The organism is Herbaspirillum sp. WGmk3 (genome assembly GCF_023952535.1).
GTDB lineage: Bacteria > Pseudomonadota > Gammaproteobacteria > Burkholderiales > Burkholderiaceae_D > Herbaspirillum > Herbaspirillum huttiense.
The window spans coordinates 570,026-588,749 of sequence record NZ_JAKYWT010000001.1 but is presented as its reverse complement, the minus strand read 5'-3'; the positions used below and the strand labels follow the sequence as shown (position 1 = coordinate 588,749).

The 18,724-nt window shown below is 64.4% G+C and carries 16 protein-coding genes; 11 read left to right on the top strand and 5 right to left on the bottom strand.

Annotation, left to right across the window (positions count from 1 at the left end):
* Positions 1-30 precede the first annotated feature (30 nt).
* From MKD49_RS02430 to MKD49_RS02395, 8 genes are all read left to right on the top strand, one after another.
* A complete protein-coding gene (locus MKD49_RS02430; RefSeq protein ID WP_252695345.1) occupies positions 31-1,233 on the top strand; it encodes a PAS domain-containing sensor histidine kinase in 1,203 nt (400 codons plus the stop codon).
* The gene (locus MKD49_RS02425) at positions 1,230-1,892 is read left to right on the top strand and encodes a response regulator transcription factor (protein WP_121045044.1); all 663 of its coding nucleotides are present in this window, start codon (positions 1,230-1,232) and stop codon (positions 1,890-1,892) included. Before MKD49_RS02430 ends, MKD49_RS02425 begins: the two co-directional genes overlap by 4 nt.
* A 189-nt stretch (positions 1,893-2,081) precedes the next feature.
* A complete protein-coding gene (locus tag MKD49_RS02420) occupies positions 2,082-3,485 on the top strand; it encodes a CmpA/NrtA family ABC transporter substrate-binding protein (protein WP_252695344.1) in 1,404 nt (467 codons plus the stop codon).
* Positions 3,485-4,333 (top strand): nitrate ABC transporter permease, encoded by an 849-nt coding sequence (gene ntrB / locus MKD49_RS02415; RefSeq protein WP_252695343.1) that lies wholly within the window; start codon positions 3,485-3,487, stop codon positions 4,331-4,333. The genes MKD49_RS02420 and ntrB overlap by 1 nt, the downstream gene beginning before the upstream one ends.
* A gap of 13 nt (positions 4,334-4,346) precedes the next feature.
* Positions 4,347-5,201 carry an ABC transporter ATP-binding protein gene (locus MKD49_RS02410; RefSeq protein WP_252695342.1) on the top strand — a complete coding sequence of 285 codons (855 nt, stop codon included), beginning with the start codon at positions 4,347-4,349 and terminating at the stop codon, positions 5,199-5,201.
* Between the two features lie 133 nt (positions 5,202-5,334).
* Complete coding sequence (gene cynS, locus MKD49_RS02405; RefSeq protein WP_039784640.1) at positions 5,335-5,778, top strand: cyanase; 444 nt, start codon at positions 5,335-5,337, stop codon at positions 5,776-5,778.
* 60 nt (positions 5,779-5,838) lie between these two features.
* Entirely contained in the window at positions 5,839-7,230 is a 1,392-nt protein-coding gene (locus MKD49_RS02400; RefSeq protein ID WP_039784642.1) for a TAXI family TRAP transporter solute-binding subunit, read from the top strand.
* 152 nt (positions 7,231-7,382) lie between these two features.
* A complete protein-coding gene (locus MKD49_RS02395) occupies positions 7,383-7,613 on the top strand; it encodes a hypothetical protein (protein WP_034329828.1) in 231 nt (76 codons plus the stop codon).
* A 58-nt stretch (positions 7,614-7,671) separates the two neighbouring features.
* Here the strand turns inward: MKD49_RS02395 and MKD49_RS02390 are convergent, their stop codons facing one another.
* A complete protein-coding gene (locus MKD49_RS02390; RefSeq protein ID WP_252695341.1) occupies positions 7,672-8,817 on the bottom strand; it encodes an ABC transporter ATP-binding protein in 1,146 nt (381 codons plus the stop codon).
* A gap of 108 nt (positions 8,818-8,925) precedes the next feature.
* Here MKD49_RS02390 and MKD49_RS02385 point away from each other — a divergent pair, with 108 nt between their 5' ends.
* Both MKD49_RS02385 and gorA read left to right on the top strand, forming a co-directional pair.
* Positions 8,926-10,581: an iron ABC transporter permease gene (locus MKD49_RS02385; protein ID WP_252695340.1), complete on the top strand. Its 1,656-nt coding sequence runs from the start codon at positions 8,926-8,928 to the stop codon at positions 10,579-10,581.
* A gap of 64 nt (positions 10,582-10,645) precedes the next feature.
* The gene (gene gorA, locus MKD49_RS02380) at positions 10,646-12,013 is read left to right on the top strand and encodes a glutathione-disulfide reductase (RefSeq protein WP_252695339.1); all 1,368 of its coding nucleotides are present in this window, start codon (positions 10,646-10,648) and stop codon (positions 12,011-12,013) included.
* A 107-nt stretch (positions 12,014-12,120) separates the two neighbouring features.
* On the opposite strand, the gene MKD49_RS02375 is transcribed toward gorA, so the two are convergent.
* Complete coding sequence (locus tag MKD49_RS02375; RefSeq protein ID WP_227022812.1) at positions 12,121-13,461, bottom strand: phospholipase A; 1,341 nt, start codon at positions 13,459-13,461, stop codon at positions 12,121-12,123.
* 476 nt (positions 13,462-13,937) lie between these two features.
* On the opposite strand from MKD49_RS02375, the gene MKD49_RS02370 reads away from it, so the two are divergent.
* Positions 13,938-16,034, top strand: coding sequence for a bifunctional diguanylate cyclase/phosphodiesterase (locus MKD49_RS02370; protein WP_209567677.1), 2,097 nt, complete (start codon positions 13,938-13,940; stop codon positions 16,032-16,034).
* A gap of 187 nt (positions 16,035-16,221) precedes the next feature.
* On the opposite strand, the gene MKD49_RS02365 is transcribed toward MKD49_RS02370, so the two are convergent.
* Genes MKD49_RS02365 through wrbA form a run of 3 tightly spaced genes read right to left on the bottom strand, consistent with a single transcriptional unit; the run spans position 16,222 to position 18,718 of the window.
* Positions 16,222-17,628: an FAD-binding oxidoreductase gene (locus tag MKD49_RS02365; RefSeq protein ID WP_252695338.1), complete on the bottom strand. Its 1,407-nt coding sequence runs from the start codon at positions 17,626-17,628 to the stop codon at positions 16,222-16,224.
* A gap of 59 nt (positions 17,629-17,687) precedes the next feature.
* Positions 17,688-18,080 carry a DUF2069 domain-containing protein gene (locus MKD49_RS02360; protein WP_034338174.1) on the bottom strand — a complete coding sequence of 131 codons (393 nt, stop codon included), beginning with the start codon at positions 18,078-18,080 and terminating at the stop codon, positions 17,688-17,690.
* The gene (gene wrbA / locus MKD49_RS02355; RefSeq protein WP_034338170.1) at positions 18,077-18,718 is read right to left on the bottom strand and encodes an NAD(P)H:quinone oxidoreductase; all 642 of its coding nucleotides are present in this window, start codon (positions 18,716-18,718) and stop codon (positions 18,077-18,079) included. The genes MKD49_RS02360 and wrbA overlap by 4 nt, the downstream gene beginning before the upstream one ends.
* Positions 18,719-18,724 lie beyond the last annotated feature (6 nt).

Genomic DNA, 18,724 nt, shown 5'->3' with positions numbered 1-18,724 from the left:
CTGGCATGGCTCTTGCGGGCAGGGAGGATCATGTGCCACGATCCTTTCCTGCCCGTTTCCGCTGCTGCCGCCCTGGCCCCGCCAGGCGGCCTGCTGCGCGACAAGCTGGCCCTGCTGCTGGACTCCACCGGCGAGGGCATCTACGGTATCGACCTGGAGGGGCGCTGCACTTTCATCAACCGCGCCGGTGCGGCGATGCTGGGCTATGCGCCGGCAGAGGTGCTGGGCCACAACATGCACGAACTGGTGCATCACAGCCATGAGCACGGTGGCCATTACCCCGAGGCCGAGTGTCCGATCCTGAAGGCCTTCCGCAAGGGCGAGTCCTGCCGGGTCGACCAGGAAGTGTTCTGGCGCGCCGATGGCAGCTGCTTTGCGACCGAATATTCTTCCTACCAGATCATTGATGGCGGCCAGGTGCGCGGGGCGGTGATCGCCTTCAGCGATATCTCCAAACGGCGCCAGGCCGAGGAACAGTTGCAACGGGCCAAGGCCGAACTGGAAGTGCGCGTGGCCGAGCGCACCCGTGAGCTCTCGGCTGCACTGCGCCAGGTGCGGCAGTTGTCGGCGCATGCGCATTCGGTGCGAGAGGATGAACGCACCCGCATCGCCCGCGAAATCCACGACGAACTGGGCAGCCTGCTGGTGGCACTCAAACTGGATGTGAACTGGATGGCCAAGCGCGTGACCGATCTCGATCCGGTGGCGCGCAAGTGCGAGGCCATGAGCCGCCTGATCGAAACCGCAGTGGACAACGTGGGACGCATCATCACCGACCTGCGCCCCAGCATCCTCGATCACCAGGGCCTGATCGCCGCGCTGGAATGGCAGGTGCAGGAATTCTCCGAAGCCACCGAATTGCCCTGCGAAGTCGAGTTCGATATCGCGCCGGAAGCCTTCGTCCCGGATGGGGCCAAGGCCACGGCGGCGTTTCGCATCTTCCAGGAAATGCTCTCCAACGTGGCGCGCCACGCGCAGGCCACGCAGGTGCGCATTGCAGTCCACCTCACTCCGGCAGAACTGCGCATGGAAGTGGAAGACGATGGCGTGGGCACGCCCCGCGCCGCACAGGAAGCGGCCACGTCCTATGGCGTGATGGGCATGCGCGAGCGCGCCTTGCACTTCGGTGGCGCACTGAGCATTGCTGGTGCGCGGTATGCACCAGAGCACGGCAGGCCCGGCACGCTGGTCTGCCTGCGCCTGCCCCATCACGCCAGCCGGGAGCTGCCATGAGCCGCCCCGGTGACAACATCCGCATCCTGCTCTGCGACGACCATCGCATCGTGCGCGAGGGCTTGAAGCAGATCCTGGCCGACACGCCCGACATCGAAGTGGCCGCCGAATGCGCCAGCGGGCCGGAGGTGCTGCACAGCGCGCGCGTCGAGGCGATCGACCTGGTGCTGCTGGACATCGCCATTCCCCAGCAGGACGGGCTGGACGTGCTGCGCCAGATCAAGCAGGAGATGCCGCGCCTGCCGGTGCTGATGCTGTCCACCTATCCCGAGAAACAATACGCGGCCCGCTGCTACAAGTTGGGCGCAGCGGGTTATCTCAACAAGAGCACCGACCCCGAGCAACTGGTGGAAGCCATCCGCAAGGCCGCTGGCGGCGGCCTCTACGTGAGCGCGCAGATGGCCGAGACCCTGGCCTCGGGCCTGGCTCAGCGCGCCACGGCCCCGCAGCGGGCCGCGCATGAGAGCCTGTCGCACCGCGAATACCAGGTCTTCCAGTTGATCGCCGCAGGGCGCAGCGTCAAGGAAATCGCAGACCAGCTGGAATTGAGCCCCAATACGGTGAGCACCTATCGCAGCCGTATCCTGGAGAAGACCGGGGCTTCCAATGACGTGGGCATTGCCATGTATGCCGTGCGGCACCAGTTGCTGCCGGTGTGAGCATTTCTCACCGGCTGTCGTCATTTTGCAGCGCGTTTCGTCATTCTGACGATGTGATCGACGCTGTTTGTAGTGGCAGCACTACAAGATGTCGTGCGCCCATGACGTAATGCAGCGCGCTGGCAAATCCCTTGCAGGTAGTGCAGGTGAAAGCAGCAACTCACCTCACATTCACCAAACGGGGGAATCATGCCGGACGCACCAGAGACCAATCTGTTCCACACCTATGACGCCGAACGCGCCGGGCAGGGCTGTTCCTGCGGCCGCCACGGCAGCCAGCAGCAGCACGAGGCCGATGTGCTGGCCGGGCAGCAGCGCCTGCAGCGTGGCCGCGATGTGGAAACCCTGACCAATGACGTGGTGGAAGAAGCGCTGATGCGTTCGCTCTTCCCGCGCGTGGCCGAACGCCGTGATTTCCTGAGGGCGGTGGGCAAGAACGCGGCGCGCGCGGCCATTGCCAGCGTGCTGCCGCTGGGCTCGTTGCAGGCCATGGCGCAGGAAAAGAATGGCGCGCTGGAAAAGAAAGACCTCAAGATCGGCTTCATCGCCATCACCTGTGCGGCGCCGCTCATCATGGCCGATCCGCTGGGCTTCTATCGCAAGCAGGGCTTGAACGTGTCGCTCAACAAGACGGCCGGCTGGGCGCTGATCCGCGACAAGATGATCAACAAGGAACACGACGCCTCGCACTTCCTCTCGCCCATGCCCATTGCCATGTCCATGGGCGTGGGCAGCAATGCCACGCAGATGCGCGTGGCCACCATCCAGAACATCAACGGCCAGGCCATCACGCTGCATACCAAGCACAAGGACAAGCGCGATCCCAAGCAATGGAAGGGCTTCAAGTTCGCCGTCCCCTTCGAATATTCGATGCACAATTTCCTGCTGCGCTACTACCTGGCCGAGCACGGACTGGACCCGGACCGCGATGTGCAGATTCGCGTGACGCCCCCGCCGGAAATGGTGGCCAACCTGCGCGCAGGCAATATCGACGGCTTCCTCGGGCCGGACCCGTTCAACCAGCGTGCGGTGTATGACGAGGTCGGCTTCATTCATATCCTCTCCAAGGAGATCTGGGACGGGCACCCCTGCTGCGCCTTCGGCACCTCCGAAGAGTTCATCAAGCAGAATCCCAACACCTTCGCGGCACTGTTCCGCGCCGTGCTGACTGCGGCGGCCATGGCGCGCGATCCGGCCAACCGCTCGCTGGTGGCCAAGGTGATCTCGCCACCGGCCTACCTGAACCAGCCGGAGACGGTGGTGGAGCAGGTGCTGACCGGCCGCTTCGCCGATGGCCTGGGCAACGTCAAGAACGTGCCGGGCCGCGCCGATTTCGATCCGGTGCCCTGGGATTCGATGGGGGTGTGGATCCTCACGCAGATGAAGCGCTGGGGCTACATCAAGGGCGACGTCGACTACAAGGCCATTACCGAAAAGGTACTGCTGCTGACCGAGGCCAAGAAGCACATGAAGGAACTGGGCCAGCCGGTACCGGACGGCGCCTATCGCAAGTATTCCATCATGGGCAAGGAGTTCGATGCCAACAAGGCCGACGCCTACGTGAACAGCTTCGCCATCAAGAGGAGCGCGTGATGCCGGCCCGGCATATCGGCTGGCGCGCCGCGCTCATTTCCCTGCTGCTGCTGGCCGCCCTGCTGATGGTGTGGCACCTAGCCACGCTGCCCAAGGAGAGCGCCGCCAGTGCCGCCCAGGATGAGTACGCCAGGCTGATGGGCAAGAGCAGCGGCGCGGCCAAGCATGATGGCTTCCCCGGACTGGCGCAGATGGGCGAGACCATCCGCAAGGAACTGAGCAATCCCTTCTACGACAACGGTCCCAATGACAAGGGCATCGGCATCCAGCTGGCCTATTCGCTGGGCCGGGTCGGGCTGGGGTTTGCGATTGCGGCGGTGGTGGCGGTGCCGCTGGGCTTCCTGCTGGGGATGTCGCCGCTGATGCAGCGTGCGCTCAATCCCTTCATCCAGATCTTGAAGCCGATTTCCCCGTTGGCCTGGATGCCGCTGGCGCTCTACACCATCAAGGATTCCTCGGTGTCGGGGGTGTTCGTGATCTTCATCTGCTCGGTCTGGCCGATGCTGATGAACACCGCCTTTGGCGTGGCCTCGGTGCGGCGCGACTGGCTGAACGTGGCCAAGACGCTGGAGGTGGCGCCGCTGCGGCGCGCCTTCCTGGTGATCCTGCCGGCGGCAGCGCCCACCATCCTGACGGGCATGCGCATTTCCATGGGCATCGCCTGGCTGGTGATCGTGGCCGCCGAGATGCTGGTGGGCGGGACCGGCATCGGCTACTTCGTCTGGAATGAATGGAACAACCTGTCGCTGACCAGCGTGATCTTCGCCATCCTGGTCATCGGCGTGACCGGCATGGTGCTGGACCTGATCTTCGCGCGGCTGCAGAAGTGGGTCACCTATGTCGAATGAAGGGAGCAGGAGCATGGATCACAATTTCCTGAGCGTGCAGGGCCTGGCCAAGCGTTATGCAGCAGGCGCGCCGCCGGTGTTCGAGCAGGTGTCCTTCGGTATCGATCGCGGTGAATTCGTCTGCGTGATCGGGCACTCGGGCTGCGGCAAGACCACCATCCTCAACGTGCTGGCCGGGCTGGAAGCGGCCAGCGAGGGTGTCGTCATCATGGACCAGCGCGAAGTCAAGGGACCGAGCCTGGATCGTGGTGTGGTGTTCCAGAGCCACGCCCTCATGCCCTGGTTCAGCGTGCTGGGCAATGTGGTGTTCGCGGTGCGTTCGCGCTGGCCGGACTGGCCACGGGCCAAGGCCGAGGAGCATGGACGGCGTTTCATCGAGATGGTGGGACTGAAGGGCGCTGAACACAAGAAGCCCTCGGAGCTCTCGGGCGGCATGAAGCAGCGCGTGGGCATTGCACGCGCCTTTTCCATCGAGCCCAAGATGCTGTTGATGGACGAGCCCTTCGGTGCGCTCGATGCCCTGACCCGTGGCGTGGTGCAGGACGAGTTGCTGAAGATCTGCGCGGCCACGCACCAGACCGTATTCATGATTACCCACGACGTCGATGAAGCGATCCTGCTGGCCGACAAGATCTTCCTCATGTCCAACGGCCCGCAGGCCTGCATCGCCGAGGTGGTCATCAATACCTTGCCCAAGAACCGCACACGCGAAGGCATGCACCACGATCCGCAGTTCTATCGCATCCGCAATCACCTGGTCGATTTCCTGGTGCATCGTTCGCGCCAGATCCAGGCAGCGCAGGCCAGCGGCGCAGCGCGTCTGCCGACCCGCATCGTCATGCCGGGGCTGGAGCAGGTTGCGGCATGAAGGCAGGGGCCGGGCGACCTGCCATTCCGTCAGTTTATATCGTCGTTTTGCAGCATCGTTTCGTCAGGATCGATGACGCACACTACAAAGTGTCGTCGGTTTTCATTTTTCGTCCACCACAAGGAGAGAGCGCATGGACCGCAACCAAGTCACCCAGAAGATCGTCACCGCCAAGGTCAGCAAGAAGATGACCTGGGCCCAGATCGCCGAACGTATCGGCCAGAGCAAGGAGTGGACTACCGCCGCCATGCTGGGCCAGATGACCCTGACGGCCAAGCAGGCCGCCGCGGCACAGGAACTGTTCGAACTCACCGATGAAGAAACGCTGTGGCTGCAGATCGTGCCTTACAAGGGATCGCTGCCGACTCCGGTGCCGACCGATCCGCTGATCTATCGCTGGTACGAGATCGTCAGTGTCTATGGCAGCACCATCAAGGAACTGATCCACGAAGAGTTCGGCGACGGCATCATGAGTGCCATCGATTTCAAGATGGATATCCAGCGCCAGGCCGACCCCAATGGCGATCGCGTCAATGTGATGCTGTCGGGCAAGTTCCTGCCTTATAAAACCTATTGAGTCACATCGGGTTACAAGCGCGGCGATGCAAAGGCGGAATGCGCGGCTAGAATAGCGCGCATGCTCAAAGACAAGAAACTCTCCGCCTACGCGCCCTCGGCCACCCGCATCCGGGCGCGCTTCGTGGCCATCTCGTGGCGCGATCTCGCCGTCAGCTTCGGTCCCATCATCCTGCTGATCCTGATCGGCGCATGGCTGGTGATCTGGCTGATCCGGCCGGCGCCGCCGTCTTCCATCACCATTGCTGCCGGTCCCAAGGACAGCAATTTCTGGCGCGTGGCCGAACGCTACAAGGCGCTGCTGGCGCGCGATGGCATCCGGCTGGACATCGTCGAGACCGGCGGCTCGCTGGACAACCTCAAGCGCCTGGCCGACCCCGACCAGAATGTGGACGTCGGTTTCGTGCAGGGTGGTCTGGCCGGCGCAGTACCGGCCGAATCCTTGAGCCCGCTGGTGTCGCTGGGCAGTATTTCCTATGTACCGGTGTCGGTGTATTACCGCGCGCCGCCGCCGCGTGAGGATGGCCGCCCGGTACCGCCACTGCGGCAGCTGTCGGAGCTGGCGGGCAAGCGGATTGCCATCGGCGGGGAGGGCAGCGGTTCCAGCGTGCTGGCGGCCACGCTGCTCAAGGCCAATGGCGTCGAGTCGGGCGGCAGCACCCAGCTGTTGAACATCGGCGGCGACGAGGCCGCGCAGGCGCTGACCAGCGGCAAGATCGATGCGGCCTTCCTGATGGGCGATTCCGTCTCGGTGGCCACCATGGGCAAGCTCTTGCGCGCGCCCGGGATCCGGCTGCTGGATTTCTCGCAGGCCGATGCCTACGTGCGGCGCTTCCGCTATCTCAATACCCTCAAAATGCCCATGGGCGTGTTCGACCTGGCGCACAACCTGCCGGCGCGCGATACGCAGTTGATCGCGCCCACGGCCGAGCTGGTGGCACGCGAGGACCTGCATCCGGCGCTCTCGGACCTGCTCATCGCCGCCGCCCGCGAGGTGCATGGCAAGGCCAACGTGATGCAGAAGGCCGGGGAATTCCCGGCCCCGCTGGAGCATGAGTATCCGATCAGCGACGATGCGGCGCGCTACTACAAGTCCGGCAAGACCTTCTTCTACCGCACTTTGCCCTTCTGGATGGCCAGCCTGGTGGACCGTGCGGTGGTGATCGTGCTGCCGGTGATCCTGTTGTTGATTCCGGGTATCCGCCTGGTGCCGATGCTGTATGGCTGGCGTGTGCGTTCGCGCATCTATCGCTGGTATGGCGAGCTGATCGCGCTGGAACGCGGGCTGTCGCGCGAGTCGCCGGAGGAGCAGGCAGAGATGCTCAAACGCCTGGACGAGATCGAGATTGCGGTCAATCGCATGAAGATGCCGCTGGCCTTTGCCGACCAGTTCTACGTGCTGCGCGAGCATATCGGCTTCGTGCGGGCCCGGCTGGCGGCCGGTGTGGCCTGAGCGCCACGCCGTAAGGGGCTCGGAAGGGCAGGGTGGCGGCGGCTGTTGTATGCTCGCCATGGTGTGTACAGTACTGTATAAAAAGTACTGTGTATTCATACAGTATTATGCTAAAGTGAAGCCTCCTATCGACAAGAAGAGGAATCGCTGCCATGACCCACTTTGATCTTGCTTCCGACGCTCGCTTCGCTGTTGCATCGTCCACCCCGTCTTCGCTGGCCATCCGCCTGGGTCGCCGCGAAATCTTCATCTGCCGTGATACCTACGTGCGCCGTTATCGGGTCAATCCGGTGATTGAATGCAGCGCGGGCATCGAGCCAGGCCATGTGGAAATCCTGCTGTTCCGCCGCTGGCTGGTGGTGCTGTCGAAGGCGCGCGGCTGATGCGGCGTGCGCTTGACTGGCTGGTGGTGGATGCGCTGGGGAGGGCGGCCGGGGTCGATCAGCCCGGCTTGCCGGTAGCCCCGGGGGCGGTCCCTGCCGGGGCCGAAGGTGCCGCTGCCAATGACGATTCCATGTTCGGAAACGTCACCAGATGCGTCACATCCAGGCTGATCCCTATCCATTCCCCGACCGCATGATCGTGATGCGAGGGCACCAGCGAGAGCAGTTGCTGGCCGTTCTCCAGCGCCAGGGTGTAGAGGAATTCCGCGCCCCGGAATGATTTGCGCACCACCTGCGCCTTGAAGGGGGACGCATCGTCATGCATGACGTCGTCGGCCCGCAGCAATACGTCGACCTGCGCGGCGCTGGCATCGCGTCCGCTTTCCACCGGCAGTCCGCGCAACAGGCCTGCTGCGGTCTGGACGCTGATCTCGCCTTGTACCCCGGCATCCGCTGCAGCTTGCACCTCGCCGCGCAGCAACACCCCATGTCCGATGAAATCCGCGGCAAAGCGGGTGGCCGGACGATGGTAGAGCGCGTAGGGCGTATCCCACTGTTCCAATCGGCCGTGCCGCATCACCCCCACCACATCGGCCACCGCAAAGGCTTCCAGCTGATCGTGCGTAACCATCAGGGCGGTGGTGCCGGTGCGTTTGAGGATGTCGCGCACGTCGTGCGCCAGGCGTTCGCGCAGTTCCACGTCCAGGCTCGAAAACGGTTCGTCCAGCAACAGCAGGCGCGGCTGCGGTGCCAGCGCGCGCGCCAGGGCGATGCGCTGCTGCTGGCCGCCGGACAGCTGGTGCGGGAATTTGCTGCCGGCCTCGGGCAGGCCGACCAGGGCCAGCATCTGCGTGACGATCTGTTCCCGCTGCCCACGCGCCATGCCGCGCAAGCCAAAGCCGATATTGGCCGCCACATCCAGATGCGGGAACAGCGCGAAATCCTGGAACACCATCCCGATGCGCCGCGCCTCGGCCGGCACGCGCACGCCATCTCCTTCCAGCAATGTTCCGTCTAGCCGGATACGGCCTGATTGCGCCGGTTCCAGCCCGGCCACGGCGCGCAGCAGGCTGGTCTTGCCGCTGCCGGAGGGGCCGATCAGGGCGCCCAGCTCGCCCGGCTGCAGGCGCAGCGAGACGGCATCGACGGCTGCCTGGGCGCTGCGGGGATAACGGATACTGACGTGATCGACTTCCAGAAACATGGGCAGGCTCGATGAAATGGTTACAATTCGCGTTTGTCTCGGAGTGCGCAGTGTAGCGCATGGACCGCCGACTTCCCCTGGCAATTCTTCATTGGGCCGTTCCTGTTTATGCACATCATCGGTTTGCTCGCTGTCCTGATCGCCTTGCCGCTCTTCGGCATCCTCGCTGCCTGGTTCGGGCTGGATGCGGCCGGCATCGACAACCTGCGCCAGCAGATGCAGACCGTGCTGCCCGGCTACCTGGCCACCTCCGGCTGGCTGGCGCTGATGGTGCCGCTGGGCGTGGTCATCGTCGGTGGTGCAGCGGCGGTGACGGTGAGCCTGTTCGAGTTTCGCGGAAGGCGCTGGCTGTCCTGGGCGCTGCTGTTGCCGATGGCCATGCCGGCCTACGTGTCGGCCTATGCCTATACCGATTTCCTGCAATACGCGGGGGCAGTGCAGAGCACGCTGCGCGGCTGGTTCCCCGGCTGGCGCATGGATGTGCGCGGCTTGCCGGGGGCGGTATGCATGTTCGTCTTCACGCTCTATCCCTATGCCTACCTGCTGGCGCGCAATGCGCTCTCCGAGCGCGGCATGCACCTGATGGAGGCTGCCCGCATGCTGGGCACGCCGCTATCCGAACGCATCCGGCGCGTGGCCTTGCCGCTGGCGCGTCCGGCCCTGGCGGCCGGGGCGGCGCTGGCGCTCATGGAAACGCTGGCCGATTACGGTGTCTCGGCCTACTTCGGCCTGACCACTTTCACCACCGGCATCTACAAGGCTTGGGTTGTACTGGATGACCGCATTGCCGCCGCCCAGTACGCTTCGCTGCTGCTGCTCTTCGTGTCGGTGCTGCTGTGGCTGGAGCGGCGCGAGCAGGGCCGCATGCGCTTTGCGGCCACACGCGGTGCGCGCGGCAGCGAGGGGGCCGAGGCGCGCCTGCCGCAATTGTCTCGCGCACAGACGCTGGCGGCCTGGGCGGTGTGCGGCTTGCCGGTGGTGCTGGGCTTCGTGCTGCCGGTGGCGATCCTGTTGCAGTTGTGGGCCGGGCAGTGGGGCAGCAGCGACGCCGCCATGCCCGCTTTCGATCTGGCCCGCTATGCCGGCTGGGTGTGGAACAGCTTCCGCTTCGGCGGCCTGGCGGCGCTGGCGGCCATCGTGCTGGCGCTCGGCCTGTGCTTCGCGCTGCGCGGCGCGCACCTGCCGCGCCTGCAGGGGCTGGTGCTGCGCCTCACCGCTCGGCTGGCCGGTATGGGCTATGCCATTCCCGGCTCGGTCATCGCGGTCGGCATCCTGCTGCCGGTGGCCTGGCTGCAGGCGCTGTGGCCGGCGGCGGGGCTGGGCGTGCTGCTCACAGCCAGCTCGCTGGGCGTGATCTATGCGTATCTGGTACGCTTCACGGCGGTTGCGGTGCAGTCGGTGGAGTCCGGCTACACCCGTATTCCGGCCAGTCTCGACGAAGCGGCGCGCACCCTGGGCAGTTCGCGCGCAGTGATTGCCTGGCGCCTGCACATGCCGTTGTTGTGGCGCTCGCTGGCGGTGGCGGCGCTGATGGTGTTCGTCGATGTGGTCAAGGAGTTGCCGGCGACCTTGCTGCTGCGTCCCTTCGATACCGATACTCTGGCCGTGATCGCGCACAACCTGGCGCGCGATGAGCGCCTGGGCGAGGCGGCCTTGCCGGCCTTGTCCATCGTGCTGGTGGGGCTGGCACCGGTGCTGCTGGTGATGCGGGCACTCGATGGCCGGCGCCGCACGGACTTGCAAAGCGCGCTTCCGCCCGCATAACCCAAGCACGCAAAGACCAACAATGGGCGTGGCCAGGGGGCTGCGGCCACTCTCTGGAGAAACCATGAGCCAATACGATTACGACCTCTTCACCATCGGCGGCGGTTCCGGTGGCGTGCGCGCAGCGCGCTTCGCCGGCCAGGCCGGGGCCCGCGTCGGGCTGGCCGAGAAGGGTGATCTGGGCGGCACCTGCGTCAACGTCGGCTGCATCCCCAAGAAGCTGATGTCCTACAGCGCCCATTTCCACGAGGATTTCGCCGATGCCGCCGGTTACGGCTGGACCTTGCACAGCGAACCCACCTTCGACTGGTCGGCCCTGATCGCCAACAAGGACCGCGAGATCACGCACCTGAACGGCATCTACCAGCGTCTGCTCGATGGCGCCAACGTGAGCCTGCATCGTGGCTTCGCCACGGTGGAAGATACGCATACGGTCAGCGTGGAAGGCAAGCGTTTCACCGCCCGCCACATCCTGGTGGCCACCGGCGGCCATCCCGACAAGCCGCAGATCCCGGGCAGCGAGCTGGGCATCACCTCGGACGATTTCTTCCACCTGAAGAGTCTGCCGAAACGTGCGGTGGTGCTGGGCGGCGGCTATATCGCCGTGGAACTGGCATCCATCCTCAATGGACTGGGCAGCGATGTGACGCTGGTGTATCGCCGCGAGCGCCTGTTGCGCAACATGGATGCCGACCTGGGCATCCACCTCGCCGATGAAATGGCCAAGAAGGGCATCCGGCTGGTCTTCGATGCCAGCATCGCCGCCATCGAAGCGCCACATGCGGGCGAAGACAGCGTCAAGCAGGTGCGCCTGACCAATGGCGAAACCGTGGCGGCGGAGTGCGTGCTGTTTGCCACCGGGCGTACGCCCAATACACGCGGGCTGGGGCTGGAGCAGGCCGGCGTCGCCTTGAAGGAAAACGGCGCCGTGGTGGTCAATGAGAATTTCGAGAGCAACGTGCCATCGATTCTCGCCGTGGGCGACGTAATCGACCGCGTGGCCCTGACACCGGTGGCGCTGGCCGAAGCGATGGTGGTGGTGGCGCGCCTGTTCGGCAAGGGCGAGCGCGTGATGTCCTACCAGAACATTCCGACAGCGGTGTTCAGTCATCCCAATGTGGGCACCGTGGGACTGACCGAAGAACAGGCGCGAAAAGCCCATGGTGAAGTAAAAATCTTCAAGACCGACTTCAAGCCGCTCAAGAACACCCTCTCGCGCAATACCGAACGCACCTTCATGAAGCTTGTGGTCGATGCGCAGACCGACAAGGTGCTCGGCGTGCACATGGTCGGCGGCGATGCCGGTGAAGTCATCCAGGGCTTTGCAGTGGCCCTGCAATGCGGTGCCACCAAGGCGCAGTTCGATGCCACCATCGGCATCCATCCGACCTCCGCCGAAGAGTTCGTGACGATGCGCACGCCGGTGGCCTGAGTCCACCGTCTTCTGCAAGCGGTACCCAAAGAACGGAAAAAAACGGGGATGCCAAGGCATCCCCGTTTTGCTTGCATCATGCCCCGCGAAGCACGCTCACACGATGTTCATCGCCACAGCGCATAACCGATGCGCAGTTGCGGATGATCCTTCTGGTTGTAGGTCAGCAGGCTCTCGCCATAGCCGTAGAAGTAACTGGCCATCAGATAGCCTGCGGTACCGGGCAGCAGGCGCGAGAGCGGGTAGGTGACCTGGGTTTCGGCGCTGTACTTGCCGCCCAGTTTGCCCTTGCGCAGCATGGTCGCCACTTCCAGACCGTCGGGTTTGCCATAGGCCAGCTTCAGGTCCAGGTGGCCGCGATAGTCGGCGATGTCCGGGTTGTCGCGGGTCGGGCCGAGATAGGCATAGACCTTGGGCGCGACCTTGAAGTGATAGTCGTTGAGATTGCCGAAGTTGAAGGTCGGCTCGATGAAGTAAGTATTGATGCTGCGCGAGGCCGTGCCGTCGCGTCCATTGGACTCGTGCTCCAGGCCAGTGGCGATGCCGATGCGGCTGAAGACGCGGTTCTGTATGCCCACGTCCGGCAGGTAGTAATACAGGCTGGGGCGATAGCTGGTATCGCGGAAGGGGGCCGAGGGGGCCGACAGGTCCCACAGCGAGAACTGCGTGTAGCCCAGGTAGAGATTGTCCAGCAGGCCGCGCGAGCGCGGATCGTCCGGCACGAACACGCGGAACTTGAAGCTGAGCTGGAAGCGCGCATTGGTATCACCATTGTTGTGCCCCACCGTGAAATACATCGGTTCATTGAAGGACAGCCGGCGATTGTTGGAGAGGATGTCCTCAGCTGCCGGTGCACTGTCGATGGGCGAGGCATTGGCACCCGGCGTAAATACCGTGGCCGAAGGGGCCACCGGCGCGACCTTGCTGGTCGAATCGGCCAGCGGCGTGTTGATCAGGTCGGGCGACTCCGGCAAGGGCCCCAGCGACGGATCCGGGCGCACCACCGCCACCAGCACCGGCGAAGCATCCATGCCGATCGGTTCGATACGCACCATGCCGCGCAGGCGGCGCGGCAACTCGCCGCGATAGCGCACCTTGCGGAACTCACCTTGCTTCAGGGTCAGGCTGTCTTCGCCATCGACGCGCTGCAGGGCGATCTGCTGCGGCGGAATCATGTCGGCCGAGGCCGCCACCAGCAGCGTGGCGGGCAACTGATAGGTGCGCTGGGCCTGCTCATCCTCGGACACCAGCAGGGTCAGTTCCAGTGGCTTGGTGGCATCGATGCGCTTGGGCGGCTGCACCATCGAAATGCCGGCATGCGCCGGGGCGGCCAGCCACAGCGGCGCGGCCACGCCGCACAAGGCCAGCGCCACGCGGCGCGACAGGCGGCTACGGGCCGGCAGGCCGTCCTGGTGCGGATGCAGACGGGAGTGGGGTAAGTTCAGCATGTTGTCCTTGTTGTCGATTTGTTGTGTTTTGTTGTCGTTTTGCAGCTTGTTCGGTGGCGTGCAGGCGCGAAGGGCGGCCGGGCGGGGCCGGCGCACGTCGGGCGGCGATGCGCGGACTGCCGTGACAAGAGATCAGCGGCGCTCCATAAAGTTGCCATTCCATCGACATCTTCTGATCTCCGTATGCCTTTGGGAGGCGCAATCCTGACCAAATGATCAATTTGGCATGCGGTTGGTCACGGAATGTTGCTTGTTTGCCTCGTCCGGGTAACGTTTGGTCGACGGAAAATGCCATTGTGACAACGGGTATTTCCTGATTGTGTGACAATGCGCCGCCCCCTAAGCTTGATGACAAGTCGTCCATGTTGCCAAGCTGTTTGCCGGGGCGGGACGTGCCGGTGCGTGCGCGCACCGAATCACCTGCCTTCCAGCGACCTTCGCTCAATCGCCGTTTTTCACAGGCATCACTCTTCGCCATGCTCATCGCCAACTACGACAAGCCGCTGGTGGTCGTTTCCCTGCTGGTGGCCATCCTCGCCTCCTATACGGCGCTGGACATGGCCGAGCGCATCAACACCACCAGCCATCTGCATTCGCGTGCCGCACGCTTCTGGCTTGCCGGCGGTGCGGTGGCCATGGGGCTGGGGATCTGGTCGATGCATTTCATCGGCATGCTGGCTTTCCGGCTGCCCATCGCGCTGGGCTACGATGTCTGGATCACTACGCTCTCGCTGCTCATCGCCATTGCCACCTCGGGCTATGCGCTGTGGATCGTTACCCGCAGCGAATTGCCGCTGCGGCGGCTGTTCGGCAGCGCCTTGCTGATGGGGACCGGCATTGCCGGCATGCATTACACCGGCATGGCCGCCATGCGCATGACGCCGGGCATCGATTACGACCTGGTGCTGTTCATCGCTTCCATCCTGATCGCCATAGCGGCATCGGCGGCAGCGCTGTGGATCGCCTTCAGCCTGCGCCGCAATACCCCTTACGTGAAAGCCGCGCGCGCCGGCGCTTCGGTGGTGATGGGCGTGGCCATCGTCGGCATGCATTACACCGGCATGGCGGCCGCCACTTTTCCCAACGGTTCGGTGTGCCTGTCGGCACGCGAGGGCGTGGGGACCGGCTGGCTGGCGATCCTGGTCATCGTGGTCACGCTGGCGGTGCTGAGCATCGCCTTGCTGACCTCGGTGCTGGATGCGCGGCTGGAGTCGCGTACCGCCAAGCTGGCGCGCTCGCTGGCCGAAGCCAATGAAGAATTGACGCAGATGGTGCTGCACGACCATCTCACCAAGCTGCCCAACCGCACCCTGCTGGAAGACCGCCTGAGCCAGGCCATCAACAAGGCCGCACGCAGCCAGGGACATTTCGCGCTGATGTTCATGGATCTGGATGGCTTCAAGGCCATCAACGACTCGCTCGGCCACCATGTGGGCGACCGCATGCTGGTGGAGGTGGCGCAGCGCCTGACCGGTGCCATGCGCGCACACGATACGGTGGCGCGGCTGGGTGGCGACGAATTCGTGATCCTGGTGGAACTGGCGCAGCCGGAAGACGCCATGCCGGTGGCCGAGAAGCTGGTGGAAGTGGTCAACCTGCCGTTCCGCCTGGCCGAGCAGGAGCTGCGCGTGTCGGCCAGCGTGGGCATCGCCATCTACCCGGAGGACGGGGCCACGCGCCACGACCTGGTCATCAACGCCGACGCCGCCATGTATCACACCAAGCGCGCCGGCCGCAACGGCTACAACTTCTTCGAACCGTCGATGAATGCCAATGCGCATCATCAGCTGCAGTGGCTGCAGGACCTGCGGGTGGCGTTGGAGCGCAAGCAATTCCGGCTGGTCTACCAGCCCAAGTTCAGCCTGCTTGATGGTCCGGTGCTGGGGGCCGAGGCGCTGCTGCGCTGGCAGCATCCGCAACGCGGGCTGGTGGGGCCGGATGAGTTCATCGGCCTGGCCGAGCGTTCCGGCCTGATCATCCCGATCGGGGCCTGGGTGCTGGATGAAGCCTGTCGCCAGATGCATGAGTGGCTGACCCTGGGCTATGCTGACTGGAAGATTGCGGTGAATCTTTCGCCGGTGCAGTTTGCCGATCCGCATCTGCTGGACGTGGTGCGTGCTGCCCTGGAGAAACACCAGCTGCCGCCGTCCTGCCTGACGCTGGAGGTGACCGAGTCGACTGCCATGAACAATACCGAGCAGAGCCTGCAGACGCTGCAGCAGATCGCCGACCTGGGCGTGGAGATCTCCATCGACGATTTCGGCACCGGCTATTCCAGCCTGCTGTACCTGAAGCGCCTGCCGGCCAACGAACTGAAGATCGATCGCGGCTTCGTGCGCGACCTCAGCGAAGGCACCGAGGATGCCGCCATCGTATCGGCCATCGTGGCCCTGGGGCGGACGCTGAATCTGCGCATCGTCGCCGAAGGCGTGGAGACCGAGCGCCAGCAGGAGTTCCTGCACCAGGTCGGATGCGACGCCATGCAGGGCTATCTGCTGGGACGGCCGATGGCGCCGGACCTGTTCCTGCAGACCATGCGCGACCATGCCGCCGAGCACAAGACGGCAGCCTGAATTCACAAATTGGCTGTGGCATCGCCTGCTATTCCTCGAATTGGAGAAGCGCGCTTGATGCAAAGATCACGACATAGGGAAACGCAAGGAATGTGAGCGTTTCAGGCAGGCTCCTGAGGGGGAGGTTGGGGCGGACGGCTCGTACTGGCGTCCGTCCCTTTTTGTTGATACCTGCTTCAAAGTGGCGTCACAGCACCTTGCCCGGATTCATCAATTGCTGCGGATCCAGCGCCTGCTTGATGGCGCGCATCAGACGCAGTTCCACCGGCGACTTGTAGCGCAGGATCTCTTCGCGCTTCAATGCGCCCAATCCATGCTCGGCCGAGATCGAGCCGCCGAAGCGGTCGACGCTGTCATGGACCACGCGGTTGATGTCGCCCTGGCGCGCCAGGAAATCGGCATCGGGCACGCCCACCGGCGGCGAGACGTTGTAGTGCAGGTTGCCATCGCCCAGGTGGCCGAAACTGACCATGCGGCAACCCGGTGCGGCCTGCTGCACCAGGGTATCGGTCACTTCCATGAATTCGGCGATGCGCGAGATCGGCACCGAGATGTCGTGCTTGATGTTCTTGCCCTCGTGCGCCTGTGCCATCGAGATGCTTTCACGCAGTCGCCACAAGGCCCTGGACTGGGCCAGCGAGGCGGCGATCACGGCATCGTCCGCCAAGCCCTGTTCAAGGGCCTCGCCAATCAGGGTTTCAAAAATCGCCCGGGCGTGGTCTTCGGATTCGTTGTCCGACAGTTCCAGCAGCACGTATTGCGGATGCGGCTGGCTGAAGGGCAGGCGTTGGTCGGGGAAGTGCTTGCAGACCAGCTGCAGGCAGAAGTGCGACATCAGCTCGAAACCGGTCAAGGCCGGACCACAGCGCGCTTGCGCCTGCTGCAGCAGTTGCAGCGCCTGCGCCGGGGATTGCAGCGCTACCAGTGCAGTCAGTTGCGCGCGCGGTTGCGGGAAGAGTTTCACTACCGCAGCGGTGATGATGCCCAGAGTACCTTCCGCGCCGATGAAAAGATCGCGCAGGTCGTAGCCGGTATTGTCCTTGCGCAAGCCCTTGAGGTTGCTCATGATCTCGCCCGCGGCCGTCACCACTTCCAGCCCCAGGCACAGCTCGCGCGTATTGCCATAGCGCAGCACGCCGGTGCCGCCGGCATTGGTGGAGAGATTGCCGCCGATGGTGCAGCTGCCTTCGGCCGCCAGCGACAGCGGGAACAGGCGGTCCACCGCCGCCGCCTGCTCCTGCAGGTGCTGCAGTACGCAGCCGGCTTCCACCGTCATCGTATTGTTGAGCGGGTCCACCGCGCGGATGCGGTTCAGGCGACGCAGCGAGAGCACCACGGCATTGCCCTGCTGGTCGGGCACGCTGCCCAGCACCAGGCCGGTGTTGCCCCCTTGCGGCACCAGCGGGATGCCATGGTGCGCGCACAGTTGCACCAGCGCCGCCACTTCGGCCGTATCAGCCGGGCGTAATACGGCCAGGGCACGGCCGGTGTAGCGGCCACGCTGGTCGGTCAGGTAGCCGGCGGTGTCGGCGGCTTCGGTGAGGACATAAGCAGCACCGATGGCGGTACGGCAGGCAGCGAGGAAGTCGGTCATGAAAGCGAAACGCGCCACGTGCAGTGGCGCGCCCAATCGATGTGGGGAAGCCGTGCGTATTACTGGGAGGCCTTCTGGATCGCCTGGCGGGCAATTTCCTTGGCGGCCTTCTTGAACGGGTGCAAATACGCCAGTGCACAGACGAAATACAGCGTGGTCAGTGCCACTTCGACCCAGGCCAGCAGCACCGAAGCATGGACACTGTCGCTGGTGGCGCGCACCAGCCCTTCCGCCAGGTACACCAGGATCAGCATGGACGACCATTGCAGCGTGTAGACGTCGCGCTTCAAAACCCCGCGCAGCGGCAGCAGCAAGGGCACGACCTTGAGCACCATCCACGAGCCGCCCGGTCGCAGCGGGGCCAGCACCAGTTCCCACGCCAGACAGAGCAGGATCAGGGCGATCAGGCTGGAACTGGCTCCGAGGTGGAAGTAGCGCGCACTGCTGTTCATGATGGTCTCCGTAATTTGATGGCGTTTTCTGCCAGCCGTTTGCCCAGCGCGATGGCCAGGGTGCGCGAGTCGTCCGACAGCGGCTGATTGCCGTTGACGCCCGCCCAGTGGCTGGCACCGTAAGGTGTGCCGCCGCTGGAAGTATTCATCAGCTCGGGATGCGAATAGGGCAGGCCGACAATCAGCATGCCATGGTGCAGCAGGGGCAGCATCATGCTCAACAGCGTCGATTCCTGGCCGCCATGCAGGCTGCCGGTGGAGGTGAAGACGCAGGCCGGCTTGCCCGCCAGTACGCCGGAGAGCCACTGCGGCGAGGTGCCATCCCAGAAATACTTCATGGCCGCTGCCATGTTGCCGAAACGCGTGGGCGAACCCAGGGCCAGGCCATCGCATTCCGCCAGGTCGCTGGCTTCCACGTAGGGCGCGCCGGAGCTTGGCACGTCCGGTTCCACCGCTTCGGTGACGGTGGAAACCGCCGGCACGGTGCGCAGGCGGGCATCGCAGCCGGGCACGCTTTCCACGCCCTGGGCGATCAGCTCGGCCAGCTTGCGGGTGGCACCATGGCGCGAATAGTAGAGCACCAGGATGGTGGCGTTGGAGGAGGTCTGCACGGAAGTAGCGGTCGAAGAGGTCATCATGTGACT